The following is a 19,163-nucleotide window of genomic DNA, read 5'->3' as shown; positions in this document are numbered from 1 at the left end:
ATCTGGTTGGAGCGGTCAGTGCGCCGTGAGGGCAGCTATCTCGGATTTGATGGCAGCGCGGCGAGCGGCGGCGCTGTATCGGAGTGACAGGTAGTTGGTATCGGCCAGAGCGGACTGGAGAGCGCGGAGACGGTCACCGGCAGGGGTTTCCATCACCTTGGCCACTTTCGCAGCCTGGCGGGCTTCCTCGCGGCGCTGCTTGGCGATGCGCCATGCTGTCTTGAGACAGGCTGAGAACGAGGCGTCCACAATGCCGCGCTGGATCTGCTTGGCGGAGTATTGGCGGCGGATGTAACGGTAAGCGGCATTCAACAAGGTCTCAGAGGCGGTAGCTGCGGGAAAAGAAGATACCGACGCCATGCGAGCGGTGCAGGATGCGCTATCCGACGCACTGAACCAGACAGGCATTCCGGCGGTGGACGAGTTCAAAAGCGCCTTCGAACGCCTGTCTGAGTCGATAGCGGGAGCTATGCGTCAAGCTGGTCTGTTCCAAAACCAAGCGGTGCAAGCTCTGACAACAGGGCAGGTGCCGCTGGATCAGCTTACATCCGTCTTTTCGGAGAACGGCAAGATATACACGGGTGACGACTTCACGCCCATCAATCCGCCAACGCCTGAGAACCGGCCCAAGATCGAGCTAGAGGGACTTTATTGGGAAAATCGCAATACGGGCAGCGGGTCTAGGCGAGTTGAGCGCATCAGCAAAGAGCAGCGCGAAATCCAGAGTCTTTACGACAGCACGAGGACGGCCGCCGAGAAGTACAACATCGAGCTTACGCGGCTTGATGAACTCCACGAAAAGTTCGGTCTAGACAGTGATACCTACACGCGCGCTGTTCAGAAGCTCGGTGAAGAGTATTGGAATTCCTCGGAGGCAGCAAAGGCGCTTGCAGACGAAACCGACTATTACAAGAGCGTCACGAGCGACCTTCTTCATGACGTGCGATCAGCGCTTGATGACGGAAAAATCAGTTGGTCCGAGTGGGCCGACATCGCCCTGAATGCTCTGGATCGAGTGTTGGACAAACTGCAAGACAGTTTCATCGATTCCATCTTCGATGCCTCACCGAGCAAAGGCGGCGGATCCCTGATAGGCAAGCATTTCAACCTCAATTTTAGGAGCGCGCTATGAGCATGTTCTATAGCCTCTGCATGCATGATCGGATCGAGTTGCTGACCGATGGTGCCTACTATTTGGATGACGGTACACTCATCGACATCGCGACCAAAGTGCGCCCATCGATTTCAAAGCCGTTTTGCGCAACAGGTCGAGGCGCAACAGAAGTGACGAAGAATTTCACGCTTATGGCCACGCTGATTGCGGATCGGGCGCAGACTGTGGACGAGGCTATCAATGATCTGGCTTCGGCCGTCGCTCGGCTTGGCGAAAAGAAGGAAGATGTTCAGAACCATGCGGAGATACTGATTTGGAGGCCATGCACGCCCGCCGGTACTCGGTGGCGACATTGGCGGGGGAAATGTGCTTCTCGATTATCAGCATCGAGCATTCCGCATTCGATTGCTCGGCGTTGGCAGACGACCACCAGAAGACGAGGAGAACCAGCAAAGCCAGAGCCAGTAGGCCGCCAATCAAGAACACTAGACCCTTTAGGGCTGTTGTTAGCATCTCGCGCTTCCCCGCCGATAGCTATTGATAATCGGGTTTCCCGTTAGTCGCCTTGCGCGTCGGGATCGAGGCGAACGCCAGCGCCACCGGCTTTCATCTCGTCTTCCGCGATGAATATTACGCCGCCCTTCTCCAGAGCCTCCTGAATATCATCAAGGGTCCGTTCATAAGGCGAGCGCTTCCCAGCTTCAAAGTTGGCGATGGTAGCTTTTGCGACTTTGGACTCCTCAGAAAGCTTGTCTTGCGACCAACCGATAAGGGAGCGAGCGGCACGGCACTGAGCGGGAGATATCGACAATTTTATATAACCTTGCATTAAAAGTGTTGACTTTGGTTTGATGTAGCCTTATACCAATAATGCAACATGATAACAAGGGAAATCAAACATGGCACGCAACACAGTTAACATCCGCCTCTCCAGCCTCTTTACCAACCCGGCTCTGAAGGCTGCTTTCGAACGCGCCGAGCGCGACAACGGCGCTGCTCTGGTTGTCCCGGCTCCTCGTGATCCGCAGTTGACCGGCGGCGCCGCTCTCGAACTCGCATAAAGACCGCCTCCCTTTTTAGGGAGTGACAAAACCCTCTCGACAATTTGGAGAATGACAATGCCGAACAGCACAGTTCCGGCCAGCGCCGAAGGCATGCCCAAATTCGACCGCGCCGCCATCATGGCAGATGCATGGGAGCGTTGGAGTTTGATAACCGAAGCCTCTTCAGCGCCGGCTGCTCGGAGATCTCCGACAAGCGCCACCAAATCAATATTGAGGTTTTGCACCTCTTGGCGAGCGAGAGACCACTTTTCTTTCGATATCGCTTCCATAGCGGCAACCAAGTCGGCCGTTGTCTTCGCCTTCTTGAGTTCATCCACATAGGCTCTCAAAGCCGGGACTGCTTCACCCCAGCTTTCGGCAGCGCGGACAATCAAATCAGCTTGATCTGCCAACGTCTGCTCAGCATCATCGCCGCTATCTAACAGGGTCGAATAATAGGACAGCGCAGCGCCAGCTGCAGCACCAGCGAGGATGCCAAGAGGCCCGAAGGCGAGAGCAAGATCAGGAAGCTGAATTGCGATCGATTGAAGCAGATTTCCCGTTGCGCTCGTCTGCTGTGCGATTTGAGATAGTTGCATCGAGCTGGCACGCAACGCTTGAGTGGCGTACGTCGATTGGCTGGAGATGGAGCGTAGACCCCGCGTCATTCCATCACTCGCCTTTACCACGCGGCGCTCTGTCTGTTCAGCCGTCGAGCTTATGCTGTCCAAAGCACGCTCCCCGCGCTGGAGGCCCGTGCTATCGGCTGTGAGAATCAGTTGCGCAAAATCACCCAATTGAATGCTCCTGATAAAGACGGTTATCGTTAGCGATGGCGCCGGAGGCGAAAGACGAAAACTCCTCCGGCGCCACCATTCTTAGCCATCGACGTGATAGCCTCGAACGTATCGACCGACGCTCAGCGTCTCCCCGATCGACCTGTTTAGCCGGTCGGCAAGATCGCCGTGAGCTTTGGGCGCCAGAGCGTGGACATTCTTGCTTACGAACCGACCGAGCTCAGGCATTTGAAGGCCTTGGTCGTAGCAGAGCCGATACACATCCTCGCTGATCTCCGCAGACTTCTCACGATAGGTTTCCCACTCATCCAGGGCCGCCGTGAGCTTGTTCCACGCATCAACGACGCCAGCAGCCGCTTCTGCCGCTCCTGACCGCAGAGCCACATGCTCGTCATGCTTCGCCTTGATCTCGATTTCGGCCTCACGCTTGCGCGCGATTGGTAGATCGGCCTCAAGCGCCGAGCGATGAACGCGGAGCCGACGGGCCTGCTTTTCAGCCTCCAGCTGCGCGTTCTCAAGGGCGTCGATGTCACCGCCCTCGACCATAACCTTGCGGAGTTCAGCGTCGAAGTCACGCGCGTTGTGTGCCGCTTCCTTCTCAGCAATCTCGGAAAGCTTCGCGGTTATCTCCACCACCGACAGGTGTTTCATTGGTGCTGACATCATTCACCCTCCGGCGCCTTGTAGCCTTCGGCCCTCGGCAGTTTGAAGCCAGCGCTTGGCTTGCGGTTGTTGGTCAGAGTGCCATTCGCGTTCAGCCGTTTGTCGATCGCTTCATCGACCGCCTTGGATACGATGTCAGCGATGACATCAGTCAGCTGGTTGATGACACTTTCGCTCATTTCGGTTTTTGCTGGCATGTGCGTTTCCTTTCAGTGATCGACGCGCACATGATCGAGTGCCGCCTGGTTTCGTTCTGTGATTGCGAGAATTCCTGCCACCGCGCCGCCGACGGCTGATCCAACCGTTTCAGGGATGCCTTGGGTATGGCTCATGAGCTTTCGCTGGTTCTCGGTCAGCCGGCCGACCAGATCGAACAGTTGCTCAACCTGATACTCCAAGGCTCTGATCTCTTTGCGGATGGCGCGGCTCTTTTTGCTCATGCGGCGCTCTGGACGTTATGCGAGATATCACCCGGCTCGAAGACACCAGAGAACCGGCTGCCAGAAGCACAGAGCTTTTCAGCAGCAGCAGTCAGCACGAATTCATTGACGGAGACGCCGGCGCGGCTGGCAGCGGCGAACAGGGCCGTTCTGAAGCCCGAAGTGACCCGGCCGCCATTCAACATGACGTTGACGATCGGGTCTTTCTGCTTTCGCTGTTTGGCGACGATGGACATAACCGTAACCTCCTGATCTCGTGTTCGAGATGCATTAGGCCACGGTTTTCAGCTATTGGGCATTGGAAGGGTGCGGCAACCTTTTACCGATTTTCGCGACGTTTCTGGCTACAAGGGGAGGCCAAGGTGGTCGAATATCCGCTTCACGCGGGGATGCTGTCGATTTCCTTCGCGTAAAAGCTCTAGCGCTGCGAAGTCACCATGCTTGACCATCTCAAGGGCTGGTGCCGATATTTGCAGCGGTGAGCCTGGGCAAGCCTTCACACCTATTCCGAAGTCCCTGCACCAGTCCCTGATCGTGCGCTCGCTCCGGCCGGTCACATGAACGGCCATCTTCAAGTTAATGATCTCATCATGGCGCATGAGGATAGGCGCGAGGCCTAGTCCATCGCACCTATCCAATTCCTGCGGGGTGAATAGCTCGCCGTGGCTCATTCAGGCGACACCATCCAAAGCGCGACGAAGGGCGTCTTCCCATGGCAACGAAGGGTCATTCTCGAAGGCCGATCTCATGCGGCTATCCAGATCGGATGGCAGTTCCACCTTGGCGGCATGAATCCGCGCTTCGCGTTCTAGATCAGCGACGGACCGCTTCAAATGACGCAGGCCCAGGATATGCCGAGCCTGCTGTTCAATCGTAGCGGCCGGCGGAATGACCTTCTGAACATCGTTTTCCCGTAAGCTGGATTCGATCCATGTCACAAACTGGTCGGATGGCATGGCGTTGAGCTCGACGCGCTGGCCGGACGCAATGAACTTCAGTTCGCCTTCGCTGGCGCCATGGTTGCGCAGACCTTCGAGGATGCGCGCGTGATCGCCTTGAACCTCCTGACGTTCGGATTGTAGGTTCATCGAATCGGCCTGATCGAGCGTTAGCCCGAGACGCCGGACATCCGGCCGATGGGAGAACTGATATCGACTGCTATCCGTGCCAAGCGTTCCGAAAATGCGGATGCCAGCCATATCGAGGTCATGGGCGACAAGTATCTTTATGCCTGCCGAGGAAAGGCGGTCGATCAGCGCGCGGGCAGCGACAACCGACATGCCTTTGGTCGACATGATGGCCACGTCGAACCGTTCTGAAATCCTTGCAGCGCGGAGAAGCGGTTCGAAGCCCTCTTTCTCAAGGAACAGCACTGCTCCATATCTGTCACCGGGTCCGATAGTTGGGTGAAGCCCAGCGGTCGTGCTGATAAGCGCTCCAGCCTCCTGCCTCGGTCGGCGCTGAAGGTATTCCCGCACATGGATGGTCCCTAGCGCCAGGCTGTGGTCTGTGTGCGGCTCCACGAGATGGCCTCGGGCGTCATAAACCACATCCCATTTTGCCGTCATGTTTGGGCAATCATCCATGAAGGCAGGGAGGAGTGTTTGCGTGAAATAAGCGTCGTTGAGCTTGATCTGGCCCGTCCGCTCCAAAATGTATGGTCTGGCGGCATACATGATCTGCCGAGCGTTCGCCGGCAACGTGCCGTTGGCGCTCGCCTTCAGATAAGCCTCTTCCATGATTTCGAAGGCTGCATCCTTGATCGACAGTCCACGGGACTTGGGGCGGTGTGATCTGCGTAGCGCTGCACCAACAGCCGACGTGATGCCATCGCGGAAAGGTGAAAGGTCTGGTGTCTTCCCGTCGCTGATGAGCGCAATGGAGGGCGTGGTGATCGCGAGGGTGACAGAGTACCCGCCTTTAGGAACAGTTCCGATTGATGTCCATTGCATTCCACAGCCGCGGATGTAGGTTTCGCCACCGGGATGGATTGAGATTTCGGCTACAGCAGGGGTCCGGTTGACGATAAGCCGAACGTCAGTGCCGTTCGTTCGCCGGTCTGCTTGTTTTGCCCATACTTGTACAACGGCCGGAACGTTCGCACCGGCGACGAGTGCCGTCATCGTCTCGATCTTATAAGCGCCGTGAAACGCATCTTCAGCAATAGGAACCAGCTTCGGGGCTTTTGGCGCAAGAGCCTTGAGGGCGCTAAGCGTCAGGCTGCTGGCTGGATCGTCTGGCCGGATGTCACGCTGCACGCCCGCCGATTGATCTTGCTCAAAGAGGTCCCCCGAAGCGTGACATAAATCCACGTTGAAAAGGCTCGCTAGGTCCTGAGCTGTGCCCCGCGCCGCTTCCCGCAGTTCATCGAAGGCAGCTTCGGAGTACCAGTCAGGGTGCGTCAGCATGGGGCTTGATGCTTCCCCGGCCAACGTGATGGCAACCATCCCCCATACTGATGCGGCTATGTCCCTCGGGATTGCTGGCCCGAACTTTATCGTAATCCGGGTGCCTTCCGCCACCTCTGAATCACCTCGGCTGGAAACGATGGTGTCGCCGGTGGTCTTGTCGAATGACAGTTCTTGGCGAACGCCATGGCTTTCAACGACCAGCATTCCGCCGCTGGCGAAAGCTGCGCCTGCAACAACACGATTGCCATTGCCGACCATTCCACGGGTAGGACGCCTGATAAGCTTCGTGCTCATCATCGGTCGTGTGACCGAAAACATCGTCGCGACCTTTTCGGGGTCGATACCGGGGCCGTTGTCCGTCACGACAAACGTATCTTCGTCTATTTCTGTTAGCTCGGCCGTGGGAGCCGCATCGAGGGCATTGTCGACCAGTTCCTTGATTGCCATGCGCCGAAGGTGATGCTTTGGAGCGCCTGCCTTCTGACTGAGCCTGTCGGGGTGCAGAAACAGGCTGGCATCGGTCCTGACGAACTCGATCGAGGCAACCTGCTTTTCCCTTGCGCGCTGGCGGCGCTTGCGCTCTCGAGCCTGTTCTTTTGCTGATGTCACGCTCGACGCCGCGCCGTTGTCCAAGCTCAATTTATCACCAACTGGCGTGACATCGCCAAAGGTCGAATTGGTATCGAGAATACCACTTATCGGTAGAAGTTCATTATCCACGGTGCACCTCACGCGCTCTCGACTACGAGGTCATAGACAGGGCCAAACTCTCCGTCGAGTTCATGGGCTTGCCGGATCGCATCGTCGTAGCTTGGGCCGGACCACATCACCACTCGACTGTCTGGCTCAACAGCCTCAACGAAAAACTGATGCTGACCGATATCGCTAAGCGATGGCCGGATTCCGTTCTCATCGATGACGACAGAGCGAACGAGACGGCCATAGGATATTTCAACACGCCGCCGCTCTGGAAAACTCACTACATTGCTCATGCTACGCTCCTTTTGCGCTCAAATGCAGGGCGAATGACCTTGGCGGGCTCCGGGTACTGCAGATCTACGTCGGGCATGTTCCGCACGATGATCGGTACCAGATCGATTATCTGCGCCGACGGCCGCGCATCGGCCCAGGCGAAAAGGTCAAGCTGATCTTTCTTCATGCTGCCAGCCTCCGCAAAACTTCGGGTGTCATTTTCCGCTCACGCAGCAGCCGGTAGGCTTCCCGGTGATTGGCGCGGTCGGGAATGTTCCGCGTGATCCACGAGTTGAACTCCGATTCCTGATCTGGGATTTGCACCGCTGGCGCGATCAGGCGTTCAGCCATGGCCGGCGTCAGAATGCCGAGCATGATGAACTGCTGCATCTTCTCCTGGATCACTTCCGGTACGTCGCGATCATCCACGATCGACAGAACCATCTGCCGACCAATGAAATCGTTCGCCGGAACTGGATAGGGAATGTTCCTTGCTGCCGATGGCCTTACGCCTGCGCTGCTTTGATCACTGTCGCTATAGAGAGACTCACTCCCCTCAGAGCAAGAATTGAAAGGTGTTTCTATAAGGTGGTTATATTGAAGGTGTTTGGGGTGCACGTCTGCACCTTCGCCATGATGCACGCGTGCAACCTCATGAGAATGCACATTTGCAACTTCGCGAGGGTGCTTACGTGCGACTTCGAGACGGTTGCGCTTTGTCGCTATGGCTTTCTCTTTTGCTTCCTCTTCCCGAGCTATTTTTGCGTCCATAACGATGTTGAAGCGGTCCGTTACGAACTGGTAGCTGTACGACTCTGTGCGGCTGGAGCGAGAACGCGTCATCCACAGCTTCCCGCCCGTTGGATCACAGAGCCTCTTCAGGCTCCGCTTGACAGTATCTCGGTGAACACCGAGTTGAGCAGCTATTCTATTTAGGGATGGGTTTGCATCTCTTGACCGCATGTTGATGTGTTGCATCACTCGGAAGGCGACAATCTTGTCGATCGGTTCAAGCGCCAAGTCGCAAGATATGGCCTCGATGATGTCCAGCTTCCACGATGTGAAGCTCTTCACCTCATGCTCTGTCATATCATCTTTATCGCGGGAGGCCGTCATCCGTGCGCGCGCCTCCATACCCGATACTTATTCGACAAAGCCGCCGCCTCGCATGCCTCCAAGGCAGAGAGCCCGAAGCGCTCGCGCAGGGTAGGAATAATTGGCGTCGGGTTAGGATTTTGTTCCGCAAGCCACTGCGCGGCGGTGATGACTATTTCGCTGTGCTGATGATCGGCGCCTGTCATGCAGACACCCCATCGCGAGCAGCAATCTTCTCAGCAGCCCAGCTTTCAATGTCTTGTTCAGGCCAGCCGACACGGCGGGCTGTGAGCTGCACACCTTTCGGAAAGCGACCTTCCGACATTTCAGTGTAGAGGGTTCGACGGCTTAGGCCGGTCCTCTGGATGACTTCTTCAAGGGGAAGAATGCGGGTTACCATAGGGACACTCCATCAATGCTATGGAGTGCATCCTAGCGCAGAACAATATCAGAACATAGGAAAACGATCTGCGCGAAATCGCTATTTCTGTTTATCCTATTTTCACTCAAGCGTCGGAACGAGCGACCCCCAGTCGGCATAAGTGTATTCCAGGGCCGGGTTTCGTCCAGCATCCCAGAACTTTTTTATCCGACCTATCTCGAGCTTCAAAACCTGGTCATCAACAAACGGGTTCTTTACCTTCGCCTGCTTCAGGATCGGAGGCACGGCGATAGAGAGAAATTCGACGGCTTCGCTGCGCTTCTGGTGGCCGGACTTATCAACTGTCGCGTACGCTGACGGGTTAACGCCCGTTATGCGCTTATGGGCATAAAGAAGATCAGCCATAAGAACGAACCGCGGATACTCTTTCCGACGCTTCAGCTTCTCAAAAGCTTCCTCGTCCTGATCGGGCTCTACGCCACTAAGAAGACGGTGTTTGGCGAACAATTCGAGGGTTGTCAGCATTTGATAATACTTCTCCCAGAAGTCTCCCCGGGACAGCGGCTTTTCGCGACCTTTGCTCACCTTAGCAAGCATCGAAAATGGATCCGCGATTGTGCCTTCTATCTCCGGCGAGACAAGTAGGTCCACGAGACTACGGCTGTGATGTTCAATCTGCTGGAGAATTGCTTTCTGACGAACTTTGTTATTGGGCTTTAGATTTCCGCGCAGGAATCGATTGGCGCAACCTTCGAAGGCCGAGATGATGGCCGCACTCTCGCCGCCCATTGCTTGGATCAAGTCATCGTACTGATCCGACCACCCTTCGAAAGGCGCCGTTAAAGCAACAAGCCTGCTTTTCGTTTCGTCATCGAAATGGAACTGAATGGAGAGGTGCTTCGCCAATCGGTCGGTGGGTTCAAGTGCCAAATTTGCCCCCTGCGTGCCCCCGACTGTAGAGCGGGAAACCTCAACCTCATCTAAGTGGTTGAAAATACTGGTGCCCCCGGCAGGGTTCGAACCCGCGACCCCCTGATTACAAATCAGGTGCTCTACCAACTGAGCTACAAGGGCAATCCAGTGCCTTGCCAACTATCAGATTCTGACCGGGTGTAAAGCGAAAACTGATCGCGCAGCACGGGCGGCGCGCTTTTCCACACCATGCCCTCAGGCCGGGCGGCAGGATCGTCAAGACGGCAAAAGCGCAGCAATATAAGCGAAGTATTTACGCGGCGCAGCTAAAATGGTGATGAATTATACCCGATTGAGTGAGAACAACGCATCAAATGCGCGCAAGCATACAGAAAATTCAGCTAACGGGCACGATCGTCATCGCCGCGAGCTCCATCCTGCTGGCCACCCTTGCCGCGCTGCCAAGCGTTTCCAACTATCTGCGTTACCGTACCAACGCGGCGCAGCTCACCCGCTTCGAAACCGCTCTCCAGTCCGCATGGCTGGTTTCGGCAGAGCGCGGTCCCGCGAACAATGTGATGGGCGCATCCACCACTGAACAGGATTTGGTCGCAGCTCTCGCTGCCGCGCGCAAGGCAACGGACGACAAGCTGTCGGAACTGGAAGCTTCCTTCGCCGACGACATCAGGACCCAGCCGGAGCTGGCGAAATCGCTGGCCGAGACCCGCGAGAAACTCGCGCAGTCCCGCAACGCGGTGGATCAGGTAGCCGCCCTGCCACTGTCGGCACGCAGCCACACGGCCATGTCGGGCGCCATATCATCGATGTTCAAGGCCGCCGACAGTGTCAATCTGCTGCGTGGCAAGGCAGCGCGTGCCATCATCAAGGTGACGCCCGATGTGGCGATAGACATCGCGATGACGGGCACCGCCGGTGTCATGCGGGACAGGATCGGTCGCCTCGGCTCCTATGTGATCATGGGTCTGCGGGCGAACAGACAGGAAAAGCTGGGTTATCGCGCCAAGTTCGATGCGGAGATGCAGAGCCTGCTATCACTGAAGGCATCGTTGACCAACTACACCGCCGCCTATCTTTCCACGCCGCGACTGGACAGGGCATTCCGCGATCTCGAAACCTATTATTTCGGTCAGGCGCTGCGCTACGCGCAGAATACGATCGTGATCGCCATGCCGTCCGCCCAGCCGAGCGTGCTTGAATTTTCCAGGAACTATATTTCGGGGATGCGTTCATCCGATACGTTGCGCGATCTCATTCTGGCCGAGACACGCGCGCGACTCGAAAAGAAGCAGCAGGAAGCCCTGATCTACGGCGCCACATCGCTTTTTCTCGCAGGTATTGCGGTTCTGGTCCTGCTACGGCTCACATCTGTCTACAAAACAGCGCTGTTCCGGCCCATGCAATCCGTTCAGGCACAGATTGCGGCCATCGCCGCGGGCGATCTTTCAGAGGCGCAGCATGAGGACAGGGTCGCCCCGGAGGTGAAGAAGATGTTCCAGGAACTCGACTTCCTGCGGGAGCAGCTTCGTCAGAAGGGCGAAATGGAGAACCAGCAGCGCGCGCTGGCCGAACAGTTACGCGCACTTTCCGAGACGGATGCGCTGACGGGCGTCTTCAACCGAAGGGCGCTCGAAAAGGCCGTTCGTTCCCTGTTGACGGGCGAGGACCAGTGTCAGTCGCTCGGCGTGATGATCGTCGACATCGACCATTTCAAATCGATCAATGACCGTTATGGCCATGCCATGGGTGACATTGCACTTCAAAAGACCGCGGCTTTGTTGCGGGGTGCATTGCGCAAGAACGACATTCTTGCCCGCTATGGCGGCGAAGAATTCGTCGTGGTGCTGCAGGATGTCAGCCATGCCACGGCAACGGCAACGGCCGACCGCCTCCGCCGCCTGATCGAAGCCCAGATCGTGGATGAACAAAGTGGATTGTCGCTGACGGCGAGCTTTGGCGTCGTCTGGCAGGAAGCGCGGGCGGTCAACAGCTGGGACGAGTTGATCGCGATTGCTGATGACCGGCTTTATGAAGCCAAGCGCGCTGGTCGCAACCGGGTCTGGGCCACCTATTTCCCGAAAGCCGCCAACGGTTAGAAGCCACCGGTTTCCGACCGCCGACGACGTCAGATCAGGTCCAGCGTCATCACGACAGGGCAATGATCGGAAGCCTTGGGGCGGTCCCAGCCAGTGCGCGGATAACGCTCCACCTCCTGCCCCGGCGGAAAGATGGTGCGATAAGGCTGGCCGGCGCGGACGATTTCGGGAACCCGCGTCGCGTTGCTTTCGGCCAGGCGCGGAGAAAGCCAGATGTAATCAAGCTGGCACAAATGCTGCTCCTGTGGGCCCCGCGAATGATAGAGCGTCCAGCGGTCCATGACATCGCGACGCAGCATCGGATTGATGACAAAATCGTCGGCAGTGAAGACATCGAGCGCACTTCTTGCCTCTTCGACGGGCGTGAAGCTGTAGCCATTGCGCCTGTCACCGGCAATCGCGACGCGTTCCTGATAGTCGTTCATGTCGCCGCAGATCGCGAAATTCTTGTTGCGCGTATTGCCCGCACCCCAGCGATTTTCGATGATGCGGCGCACAGCCATGGCTTCCGCCTCGCGGATCGGCATGGTGCCGAGCCGGGCGTCCAACGCTTCGCGGGCATTGGTCATGGACTTGAAATGCGTGACGTAAAGCGTCAGCGGCTTGCCGCCGATCCTCAGATCGATTTCAAGGCAATCCCGTTTGAATATCTTGTCATCGATCTGGTTGGTCGCGGCAAGTGCCGGATTGAAGAGATCGAGATTGCGATAGGTCAGCGCCGCATGGCTCTTGATGTCGACCACCTCGATCTTCTCGCCATCCCGCGTCTCCTCGCGCATGACGACCGCGACATCGATACCGCGGCTGTCATTGCCCTCGACCAGATATTTCTGCAGATAGCCATTGCCGACCATGCGATAGAGATAGCCATATTCGAAGGCCTGCAGGGCCGCCATGTTGTCGACTTCCTGCAGGCAAAGAATATCGGCATCCGCGTCGGCGATGGCGAGCGCCGAAAGCTGGCGCGTATCGTCGGTGGATGAGACCATCCGCGCACTTTCAAGGGCCTGATAGGTCGCCTCGTCCCTGATATCAAAAAGCTGGATCGCCCTGTCGCGCCGCGTCTGGTTGCGAAAGCCGGTGAAATCGAAACGGGTGAGAAGATTTTCGATATTGAAGGTGGCAAGCCGAAGCGACATGAATCATTCCTATTGCTGCGACCCCAGCTTAGCCGGTGTCGCTCCGCCTTTCCAGCGTTCGGCAGTGCGTGCGCTCTAAAGCCGCCACCCGCTGCGAATGGCAACCGGAAGCCTGTCACCCACAGCTGCGGCTTCACGCGAATAGGCCCTGACCGCCTGCCCATCCGGCAGGTCAAGACGAAGGGCATAACGCTCGCCCTCGTACAGAACCGAGGTGACGGTGCAGGCAATGCCTTCCGCATCCCGCACCACATCTTGCGGCCTCACAAGCACGTCGGCCCGCGATGCTCCCGCGCCTCTCTCCATCGCCGCCCGAAGTGCGGACCAGTCGAGATCGCGCGATGCCCCTTCCGGCAGTGGGAGGCTGAGGATCGTCCCCTGCCCGACCAGCGACCCGACCAGCCTGCCCTCCGGCCGCGCGTAAAGCTCCGCAGGCGCCGCGACCTGAAGCAGCTTGCCGTGCGACATGACGGCGACATCGGTTGCCAGCGCCATGGCTTCCGCCTGATCGTGAGTGACATAAATCATCGTCGCGCCGGAACGGGCATGGAAATCCCGAAATGTCTCTTCCATTTCCTGCCGCAGATGCCGGTCGAGGTTGGCGAGCGGTTCATCGAGCAATACGACGTCAGGCTCGGTGACGAGGCAGCGGGCGAGCGCAACACGCTGCCGCTGGCCACCGGAAAGTTCGGCGGGACGGCGATCCGCGAAGCTCTCAAGTCGGACGGCGGCAAGCGCCTGACGCACCCTCTCGCGGTATTTTTCGCCCGTAATACCGCGCACCTTCAAAGGGTAGCCGGCATTGTCGGCAACCGACATGTGCGGCCACAGCGCATAGGACTGGAACACCATTGCCATGTTGCGCCGCTCCGGCGCCACCATGCTGCCGGCATCGGCCAGCACCCGCTCGCCGAGCAGGATGGAACCATCCGTCGGCTGTTCGAACCCGGCAACCATGCGCAGCACTGTGGTCTTGCCGCAGCCGGAGGGTCCGAGCAGCGCCAGAAAGCCGCCTTCCCGCACAGTGAGAGAAACATCGTCCACGGCCGGTTTCGAACCGGCACCGAAGCTCTTCGACAGGCGGTTAAGGATCAGTTTCGCCAAGGCACAACTCCTTTTGGCAGATAGCGCCCCAGAATTTCGAGCAGCAGCATGAGGAAAATCACCATGATGACGACAAGCACCGATAGCGCCGAGGCGAGATCGAAGCTGCCGCTGTCATCGAGGTTGTAGATGAGCACGCCGAGCGTCTGTGTGCCGGCAGACCAAAGGAGCGCCGAAACCGTCAGCTCGTTGCAGGCGATCAGAAACACGAGGATGACGGAAGCCCCTGCCGCGGGCCCGACCAGCGGCAGGATAATATCCTTGAGCCGTCGCCAGAAACCCGCGCCCGACAGCCTTGCTGCCTCTTCCAGCGATGGATCGAATTGCAGGAAAGCGCTGACCATTGGTTTCAGGCTGACCGCGAAGAAAGAGGAGAAATAGGCAAGCAGAATGATCCAGATCGTGCCGTAAAGCGTAATGCCGAGCAATGGAATGGGAGCGGCGAAAAGCAGCACGAAAGAGACGGAAATCACCACCCCCGGCAGCGCATAGGGAATATCCACCAGCGCCGAAAGCAGGAACATGAACCGGCTTTTGCCACGCACGAGGAAATAAGCCGTCAGCACTGTCACCGCCAGGAGACACAAGGATGTCGCCGTCGCCAGAAACAGCGAATTGCGGAACGCCGTGCGGGTTACGCTCTGCCGATAGAGCAACTCTTCATAGGCATGCAGCGTCGCGGTCTTGAGGCTGAGCGGCACCCCATAGGCAGGCGCGAGCGAGCTTGCCACCAGCGCCGTCAGCGGCGCCACCAGCATGAAGAACAGCACGAGCCACAGGGCAAGCTCCGCCGCCACCCGCCACAGCCCAAGCCGGAAGGTCGCCGCCTTGCCTGAAAGGCCGATGATGCGATAGTCCCTCCCCTTCATCGCCCGTTCCTGCAGCGCAAGCCCGGCGACGGAAATGATGGCGATCATGGTCGAGAGAATGGCGATATCGCCGAATGTGCTTGTGCCGAAACTGGCAAAACGGCTGTAGATGAGCGTCGGCAGGGTAAAGATCGAAGCGGGTATGCCGAGGATCGCCGGAATGCCGAAATTGCCGACGTTGGAGACGAAGGAGATCGCCGCACCGGCGATCAGTCCAGGCGTGGAAAGCGGCAGGATGATATCGCACAAAACGCGCCGTGGTGAAGCCCCGGAAAGCTTGGCGGCCTCAATGCCGTCCTGCGGTAAGGCGAGTAGCCCGGCGCGCAGCGACAGATAGACGAGCGGCGCGTGCTGCACACCGAGCAAGAGTGCGATGCCAGCGATGGAATAAAGCGGCTGCGGCGAACCCATCGCCGGCGCAAGGCCGGTGGCCTTCAGCAGCGTACTCGACGGGCCGGTCATGCCGATCCACGACAGCGCCGTCACCTGCGGCGGGATCATCATCGGCAGCATGAACAGGAAGCTTAAGATCGACTTGCCGCGGATGTCGCAGAGCGTCAGGGCAAGCGCGAAAGCGCCGCCGATTCCGAGTGAAATCAGCATGCCTAAAAACGAGGTAGAGAGCGTGTTCAGCGCCGCATCCCAGAGCGCCGGATCGGCCAGAAGTCGCCATATGTCACCATTCAGTGACGAAACGACGCCGGTATAGGCGAGGCGTCCGAGCGGCAGCGCGCTCAGCGCAAAAACAACACTCACCACAAAAGGAAACAGCCAGCGCGGCTGGCTGTCTCCATAAGCCTTGGAACGGGTCATTCCGATTTATCAGCCCTTGGAACCGAAAATATCGGAGAAGGTCTTGAGATCCTGTTCGGAATTCTTCAGTGCATCGGCAGCGCTGAGCGGCAGAACCTTGATCTTGTCGCGGGCCGGGAAACCTTCCGGCATGCCGGCATCGGCACGGACAGGGATGTAACCGAGCTTGACGAAGCCCTGCTGGCCCTTTTCCGAAAGCACGTAATCGACAAACTTCTTGGCCGCTTCCTCGTGCTTGGTGCCCTTGATGATCGCGACCGGCTCGGTGACAGCAGAAACGCCCTCTTCCGGGAAGACGAATTCGACCGGTGCGCCCTTGGCCTTTTCACGGATCGGCATGTAATCGACCACCACGCCGTAAGCCTTTTCGCCCGAAGCGACGGACTTCAGCACCGCGCCGTTGCCACCGCCGGCAATGGCTTCATTGGCCTTCAGCTGCTTGTAGTAATCCCAGCCGAGGCCATTTGCGGCGGCAAGCGTCTGCGCGTGAATCAGTGCGGCACCCGACGTCAGCGGGCTCGGCATGGTCACGAGACCCTTGGCTTCCGCCTTCGCCAGATCTTTCCAGCTCGTCGGCTTCATCGCGGCGGCCGTATTGTACATTATGCCTGTCGTGATGAGCTTCGTGGAGTAATAGAAGCCGTCTGCATCATAGAGCGTGGCATCGATATTCTTGGCTTCGGGAGACTTGTGGGCGAGCAGCTGACCGGCCTGCTTCATGCGCTCCAGCGTCACGGTATCGGCGATCAGAAGCACGTCGGCAACCGGATTGCCGGCGCTGATTTCCGCCATCAGCTTGGCCATGATTTTCGGCGTTCCGTCACGCACCCACTCGACTTCGAGACCGGGATTGGCAGCCTTGAACCCGTCAACGGTCGCCTGCGCGTCCTCATTCGGCTGGCTGGTATAAAGCACCAGATCGGCGGCATTGGCAGCAGTGGCGATGAAGCCAAGCGATACGATGGCGGTGAAAGCGGAGAGCAGCGTCTTCATGGATCCAGTCCCTGTTGTTCGGTGGGACCGCTAAAACATGATTGCATAACATGTATGTGACAGGCAGGATTTTAGTGGTGTGATCTGTTGGGGCCAGCGGGATTGAGGGGAACAGTGCCTCTTGGTGCTTGCGGCTCACCCCCCTCTGCCCTGCCGGGCATCTCCCCCTCAAGGGGGGAGATCGGCAAGAGGCGTTGACAGCACTTCATTTTCAACTGTTGCGATAGGCGATACCTTAACCGCGAGTCGATCTCCCCCCTTGAGGGGGAGATGTCCGGCAGGACAGAGGGGGGTGAAGCCACAACCCCCGTCGCCGCCGAAAAACCTCGCAACCCTCAAATCGCCGGAACTACCTCAGCCGTTTCCGCCTGAGCCGTCGCAATCAACCGCCCGAGGCGCTTCATGCCTTCCTCGATCATCGCCTCGTTGGCGCAGGAGAAGCTGATGCGCAGCGTGTTCGTGCCCGAACCATCCGCAAAGAAAGCACGGCCGGGAACGAAAGCGACCTTTTCCGTGGCGATGGATTTGGCAAGCAGCGCCGCCCCATCCATGCCCTCAGGCAGCGTCACCCAGATGAACATGCCGCCTTCCGGCTTCGTCCAGCTGGTCGTCTTCGGCATGTACTTCTCGAGCGCCGCCAGCATCGCATCGCGGCGTGCGCTATAGGCTGCCTTGATCTTGGCCACCTGCTTGTCGAAGCCGCGCGAGGCGACGCGTTCGATGGCGATCTGGTTGATCGTCGAGGAATGCAGGTCGGCGGCCTGCTTCATCAACACCAGCTTACGGATGACAGGAGCGGAAGCGACGATGTAACCGACGCGCAGACCCGGAGCGAGCGTCTTCGAGAAGCTGCCGCAATAGATGGTGCGGGTGTTTTCAATGCCGCCCGAACGGGCAATGTCGAGCGCCATGATCGGCGGAACGGCTTCGCCATCATAACGCAGCGACTGATAAGCCGCGTCTTCTATGACGGCGATATCGAGCTCGTCAGCAAGCTCCAGGAGCTTCTGCCGTCCGGCCAGATCGACGGTTTCGCCGGTCGGATTGGAAAAATCGGCCGATAGATAAGCGAACTTCACCGAACCGCCAAGCTTGGCCGCGGTTTCGCGGTAAGCCTCGGGCGTGCGGTTACCGCCGGGGTTCAGCTGGTCATAGTTGGGCTCATAGGCATTGAATGCCGAGAGCGCGCCGAGATAGGTCGGCCAGGTGACCAGCGCCGTATCCTTTGGCGACAGGAACAGCTTGCCGAGATAATCGAGACCCTGCTGCGAACCGGAAACGATGAAGACGTTGTCGGCGGTGCATTCGATGCCGATCTTGTCCATTTCGCCCGCCAGCCATTCGCGCAGCGGCTTGTAACCTTCGCTGACGGAATATTGCAGCGCGGCGTTGACCTGCGCGCCGGAAAAAATCTCCGCGTAAGCCTGCTGAAACTCCTCTGCTGGGAAAAGAGCGGGGTCCGGAATACCGCCGGCAAAGGAAATGATATCAGGCTGCTCGAGCAGCTTCAGCAGCTCGCGGATTTCAGACGCCTTCATACGCGAAGAGCGCGTGGCGAAAATTTGTTCCCAATTGAGCATGGGTACGTTTCCTCTTGTGTCGTTTTTATGCGTGCATCTTTACAGAAATGTCGATACGTCAGCAATACTGACTTATCAGTTTTTCGAATTATTTCTGCCTCCCTGCACATTGCCCTTAACTGGTCTCAATCGAGGCCGATTTCGCGGACAAAGCCAAATACACCCTTGCGCAAAGCTTCACAATCACACCTTTGCGATTGACGCCACGGGGTTTTCCGGCTGGATTGCACGCGAGCCACGACACGGCGAAAGCATCATGGGAGTTTGAGGACATGCTGAAGAATATCGACCCGGCGCTGAATGCCGACGTTCTGCACGCGCTGCGCGCCATGGGTCACGGCGACACGCTGGTGATCTCGGACACCAATTTCCCCTCCGACTCTGTTGCCCGCCACACCACAGTCGGCAAGGTTCTTCACATCGACAACGTCTCCGCTGCCCGCGCAATGAAAGCGATCCTGTCCGTTCTGCCGCTCGATACCCCGCTGCAGCCCTCAGTCGGCCGCATGGAAGTGATGGGCGCGCCCGATCAACTGGAACCGGTACAGACCGAAGTGCAGAAGGAAATCGACGCGGCGGAAGGAAAGTCCGCCCCCATGTACGGCATTGAACGCTTTGCCTTCTACGAAAAAGCCAAGCAGGCCTATTGCGTCATCACGACGGGCGAGACGCGGTTTTACGGCTGCTTTCTGCTGACGAAGGGCGTCATCCCGCCCAAGTGA

22 protein-coding genes and 1 tRNA gene are annotated in these 19,163 nt (G+C 58.0%); 4 read left to right on the top strand and 19 right to left on the bottom strand.

Going from position 1 to position 19,163, the window contains the following annotated elements:
- Positions 1 to 15: 15 nt before the first annotated feature.
- Complete coding sequence (locus DOU54_RS04725; protein WP_113730917.1) at positions 16 to 312, bottom strand: hypothetical protein; 297 nt, start codon at positions 310 to 312, stop codon at positions 16 to 18.
- Between the two features lie 46 nt (positions 313 to 358).
- On the opposite strand from DOU54_RS04725, the gene DOU54_RS04720 reads away from it, so the two are divergent.
- Both DOU54_RS04720 and DOU54_RS27105 read left to right on the top strand, forming a co-directional pair.
- Complete coding sequence (locus tag DOU54_RS04720) at positions 359 to 1,132, top strand: hypothetical protein (protein ID WP_113730915.1); 774 nt, start codon at positions 359 to 361, stop codon at positions 1,130 to 1,132.
- Positions 1,129 to 1,674, top strand: coding sequence for a hypothetical protein (locus tag DOU54_RS27105; protein WP_146617331.1), 546 nt, complete (start codon positions 1,129 to 1,131; stop codon positions 1,672 to 1,674). The genes DOU54_RS04720 and DOU54_RS27105 overlap by 4 nt, the downstream gene beginning before the upstream one ends.
- Here DOU54_RS27105 and DOU54_RS04710 read toward each other — a convergent pair.
- The 13 genes from DOU54_RS04710 to DOU54_RS04645 form a co-directional block, all read right to left on the bottom strand.
- Positions 1,671 to 1,925 carry a helix-turn-helix domain-containing protein gene (locus DOU54_RS04710; RefSeq protein WP_113731010.1) on the bottom strand — a complete coding sequence of 85 codons (255 nt, stop codon included), beginning with the start codon at positions 1,923 to 1,925 and terminating at the stop codon, positions 1,671 to 1,673. The genes DOU54_RS27105 and DOU54_RS04710 overlap by 4 nt on opposite strands.
- A 48-nt stretch (positions 1,926 to 1,973) precedes the next feature.
- Positions 1,974 to 2,954, bottom strand: a complete 981-nt coding sequence (locus DOU54_RS27350) for a hypothetical protein (RefSeq protein WP_193603300.1) — start codon at positions 2,952 to 2,954, stop codon at positions 1,974 to 1,976.
- 81 nt (positions 2,955 to 3,035) lie between these two features.
- Complete coding sequence (locus tag DOU54_RS04700; protein ID WP_146617330.1) at positions 3,036 to 3,620, bottom strand: hypothetical protein; 585 nt, start codon at positions 3,618 to 3,620, stop codon at positions 3,036 to 3,038.
- Positions 3,617 to 3,814: a hypothetical protein gene (locus DOU54_RS04695; protein WP_113730907.1), complete on the bottom strand. Its 198-nt coding sequence runs from the start codon at positions 3,812 to 3,814 to the stop codon at positions 3,617 to 3,619. The genes DOU54_RS04700 and DOU54_RS04695 overlap by 4 nt, the downstream gene beginning before the upstream one ends.
- Before the next feature lie 12 nt (positions 3,815 to 3,826).
- Positions 3,827 to 4,057, bottom strand: coding sequence for a hypothetical protein (locus tag DOU54_RS04690; RefSeq protein ID WP_113730905.1), 231 nt, complete (start codon positions 4,055 to 4,057; stop codon positions 3,827 to 3,829).
- A complete protein-coding gene (locus DOU54_RS04685) occupies positions 4,054 to 4,293 on the bottom strand; it encodes a hypothetical protein (protein ID WP_113730903.1) in 240 nt (79 codons plus the stop codon). The genes DOU54_RS04690 and DOU54_RS04685 overlap by 4 nt, the downstream gene beginning before the upstream one ends.
- Before the next feature lie 435 nt (positions 4,294 to 4,728).
- Positions 4,729 to 7,188 (bottom strand): ATP-binding protein, encoded by a 2,460-nt coding sequence (locus tag DOU54_RS04675; RefSeq protein WP_113730899.1) that lies wholly within the window; start codon positions 7,186 to 7,188, stop codon positions 4,729 to 4,731.
- A gap of 8 nt (positions 7,189 to 7,196) precedes the next feature.
- The gene (locus DOU54_RS04670) at positions 7,197 to 7,460 is read right to left on the bottom strand and encodes a hypothetical protein (protein ID WP_113730897.1); all 264 of its coding nucleotides are present in this window, start codon (positions 7,458 to 7,460) and stop codon (positions 7,197 to 7,199) included.
- Positions 7,457 to 7,627, bottom strand: coding sequence for a hypothetical protein (locus tag DOU54_RS27345; protein ID WP_169692042.1), 171 nt, complete (start codon positions 7,625 to 7,627; stop codon positions 7,457 to 7,459). The genes DOU54_RS04670 and DOU54_RS27345 overlap by 4 nt, the downstream gene beginning before the upstream one ends.
- A complete protein-coding gene (locus tag DOU54_RS04665; protein ID WP_286079860.1) occupies positions 7,624 to 8,556 on the bottom strand; it encodes a helix-turn-helix domain-containing protein in 933 nt (310 codons plus the stop codon). The genes DOU54_RS27345 and DOU54_RS04665 overlap by 4 nt, the downstream gene beginning before the upstream one ends.
- Positions 8,557 to 8,737: 181 nt before the next feature.
- The gene (locus tag DOU54_RS04655; protein WP_113730891.1) at positions 8,738 to 8,935 is read right to left on the bottom strand and encodes a helix-turn-helix transcriptional regulator; all 198 of its coding nucleotides are present in this window, start codon (positions 8,933 to 8,935) and stop codon (positions 8,738 to 8,740) included.
- A gap of 102 nt (positions 8,936 to 9,037) precedes the next feature.
- Positions 9,038 to 9,847, bottom strand: a complete 810-nt coding sequence (locus DOU54_RS04650) for a hypothetical protein (RefSeq protein WP_146617329.1) — start codon at positions 9,845 to 9,847, stop codon at positions 9,038 to 9,040.
- A 68-nt stretch (positions 9,848 to 9,915) separates the two neighbouring features.
- A tRNA-Thr gene (locus DOU54_RS04645) sits at positions 9,916 to 9,991 on the bottom strand.
- Between the two features lie 212 nt (positions 9,992 to 10,203).
- Here DOU54_RS04645 and DOU54_RS04640 point away from each other — a divergent pair.
- The gene (locus DOU54_RS04640; protein ID WP_113381161.1) at positions 10,204 to 11,943 is read left to right on the top strand and encodes a GGDEF domain-containing protein; all 1,740 of its coding nucleotides are present in this window, start codon (positions 10,204 to 10,206) and stop codon (positions 11,941 to 11,943) included.
- Positions 11,944 to 11,972: 29 nt separating this feature from the next.
- Here the strand turns inward: DOU54_RS04640 and DOU54_RS04635 are convergent, their stop codons facing one another.
- From DOU54_RS04635 to DOU54_RS04610, 5 genes are all read right to left on the bottom strand, one after another.
- Positions 11,973 to 13,082, bottom strand: a complete 1,110-nt coding sequence (locus DOU54_RS04635) for an endonuclease/exonuclease/phosphatase family protein (protein ID WP_004442690.1) — start codon at positions 13,080 to 13,082, stop codon at positions 11,973 to 11,975.
- A gap of 75 nt (positions 13,083 to 13,157) precedes the next feature.
- Positions 13,158 to 14,186: an ABC transporter ATP-binding protein gene (locus tag DOU54_RS04630; RefSeq protein WP_022556551.1), complete on the bottom strand. Its 1,029-nt coding sequence runs from the start codon at positions 14,184 to 14,186 to the stop codon at positions 13,158 to 13,160.
- Positions 14,174 to 15,868, bottom strand: a complete 1,695-nt coding sequence (locus DOU54_RS04625; protein WP_113381162.1) for an ABC transporter permease — start codon at positions 15,866 to 15,868, stop codon at positions 14,174 to 14,176. Before DOU54_RS04625 ends, DOU54_RS04630 begins: the two co-directional genes overlap by 13 nt.
- Before the next feature lie 9 nt (positions 15,869 to 15,877).
- Positions 15,878 to 16,861, bottom strand: a complete 984-nt coding sequence (locus tag DOU54_RS04620; RefSeq protein WP_004442696.1) for an ABC transporter substrate-binding protein — start codon at positions 16,859 to 16,861, stop codon at positions 15,878 to 15,880.
- 335 nt (positions 16,862 to 17,196) lie between these two features.
- The gene (locus DOU54_RS04610; RefSeq protein WP_004442697.1) at positions 17,197 to 18,441 is read right to left on the bottom strand and encodes an aminotransferase-like domain-containing protein; all 1,245 of its coding nucleotides are present in this window, start codon (positions 18,439 to 18,441) and stop codon (positions 17,197 to 17,199) included.
- A gap of 272 nt (positions 18,442 to 18,713) precedes the next feature.
- Between DOU54_RS04610 and DOU54_RS04605 the strand changes: the two genes are divergently transcribed.
- Positions 18,714 to 19,163, top strand: coding sequence for an RbsD/FucU family protein (locus DOU54_RS04605; RefSeq protein WP_113381163.1), 450 nt, complete (start codon positions 18,714 to 18,716; stop codon positions 19,161 to 19,163).

The organism is Agrobacterium sp. MS2 (genome assembly GCF_003261015.1).
GTDB classification, from domain to species: domain Bacteria; phylum Pseudomonadota; class Alphaproteobacteria; order Rhizobiales; family Rhizobiaceae; genus Agrobacterium; species Agrobacterium pusense.
The sequence above is the reverse complement of the archived record's forward strand: the minus strand, read 5'-3'. Positions and strand labels throughout refer to the sequence as shown.

Excerpts from the sequence above, each read along its gene's own strand:
- DOU54_RS04670 (WP_113730897.1), bottom strand. The coding sequence starts at position 7,460 with ATGAGCAATGTAGTGAGTTTTCCAGAGCGGCGGCGTGTTGAAATATCC.
- DOU54_RS04695 (WP_113730907.1), bottom strand. The coding sequence starts at position 3,814 with ATGCCAGCAAAAACCGAAATGAGCGAAAGTGTCATCAACCAGCTGACT.
- DOU54_RS04685 (WP_113730903.1), bottom strand. The coding sequence starts at position 4,293 with ATGTCCATCGTCGCCAAACAGCGAAAGCAGAAAGACCCGATCGTCAAC.
- DOU54_RS27105 (WP_146617331.1), top strand. The coding sequence starts at position 1,129 with ATGAGCATGTTCTATAGCCTCTGCATGCATGATCGGATCGAGTTGCTG.
- DOU54_RS04605 (WP_113381163.1), top strand. The coding sequence starts at position 18,714 with ATGCTGAAGAATATCGACCCGGCGCTGAATGCCGACGTTCTGCACGCG.
- DOU54_RS04625 (WP_113381162.1), bottom strand. The coding sequence starts at position 15,868 with ATGACCCGTTCCAAGGCTTATGGAGACAGCCAGCCGCGCTGGCTGTTT.
- DOU54_RS04690 (WP_113730905.1), bottom strand. The coding sequence starts at position 4,057 with ATGAGCAAAAAGAGCCGCGCCATCCGCAAAGAGATCAGAGCCTTGGAG.
- DOU54_RS04655 (WP_113730891.1), bottom strand. The coding sequence starts at position 8,935 with ATGGTAACCCGCATTCTTCCCCTTGAAGAAGTCATCCAGAGGACCGGC.
- DOU54_RS27345 (WP_169692042.1), bottom strand. The coding sequence starts at position 7,627 with ATGAAGAAAGATCAGCTTGACCTTTTCGCCTGGGCCGATGCGCGGCCG.
- DOU54_RS04665 (WP_286079860.1), bottom strand. The coding sequence starts at position 8,556 with ATGACGGCCTCCCGCGATAAAGATGATATGACAGAGCATGAGGTGAAG.
- DOU54_RS04700 (WP_146617330.1), bottom strand. The coding sequence starts at position 3,620 with ATGATGTCAGCACCAATGAAACACCTGTCGGTGGTGGAGATAACCGCG.
- DOU54_RS04720 (WP_113730915.1), top strand. The coding sequence starts at position 359 with ATGCGAGCGGTGCAGGATGCGCTATCCGACGCACTGAACCAGACAGGC.
- DOU54_RS04635 (WP_004442690.1), bottom strand. The coding sequence starts at position 13,082 with ATGTCGCTTCGGCTTGCCACCTTCAATATCGAAAATCTTCTCACCCGT.
- DOU54_RS04620 (WP_004442696.1), bottom strand. The coding sequence starts at position 16,861 with ATGAAGACGCTGCTCTCCGCTTTCACCGCCATCGTATCGCTTGGCTTC.
- DOU54_RS04640 (WP_113381161.1), top strand. The coding sequence starts at position 10,204 with ATGCGCGCAAGCATACAGAAAATTCAGCTAACGGGCACGATCGTCATC.
- DOU54_RS04610 (WP_004442697.1), bottom strand. The coding sequence starts at position 18,441 with ATGCTCAATTGGGAACAAATTTTCGCCACGCGCTCTTCGCGTATGAAG.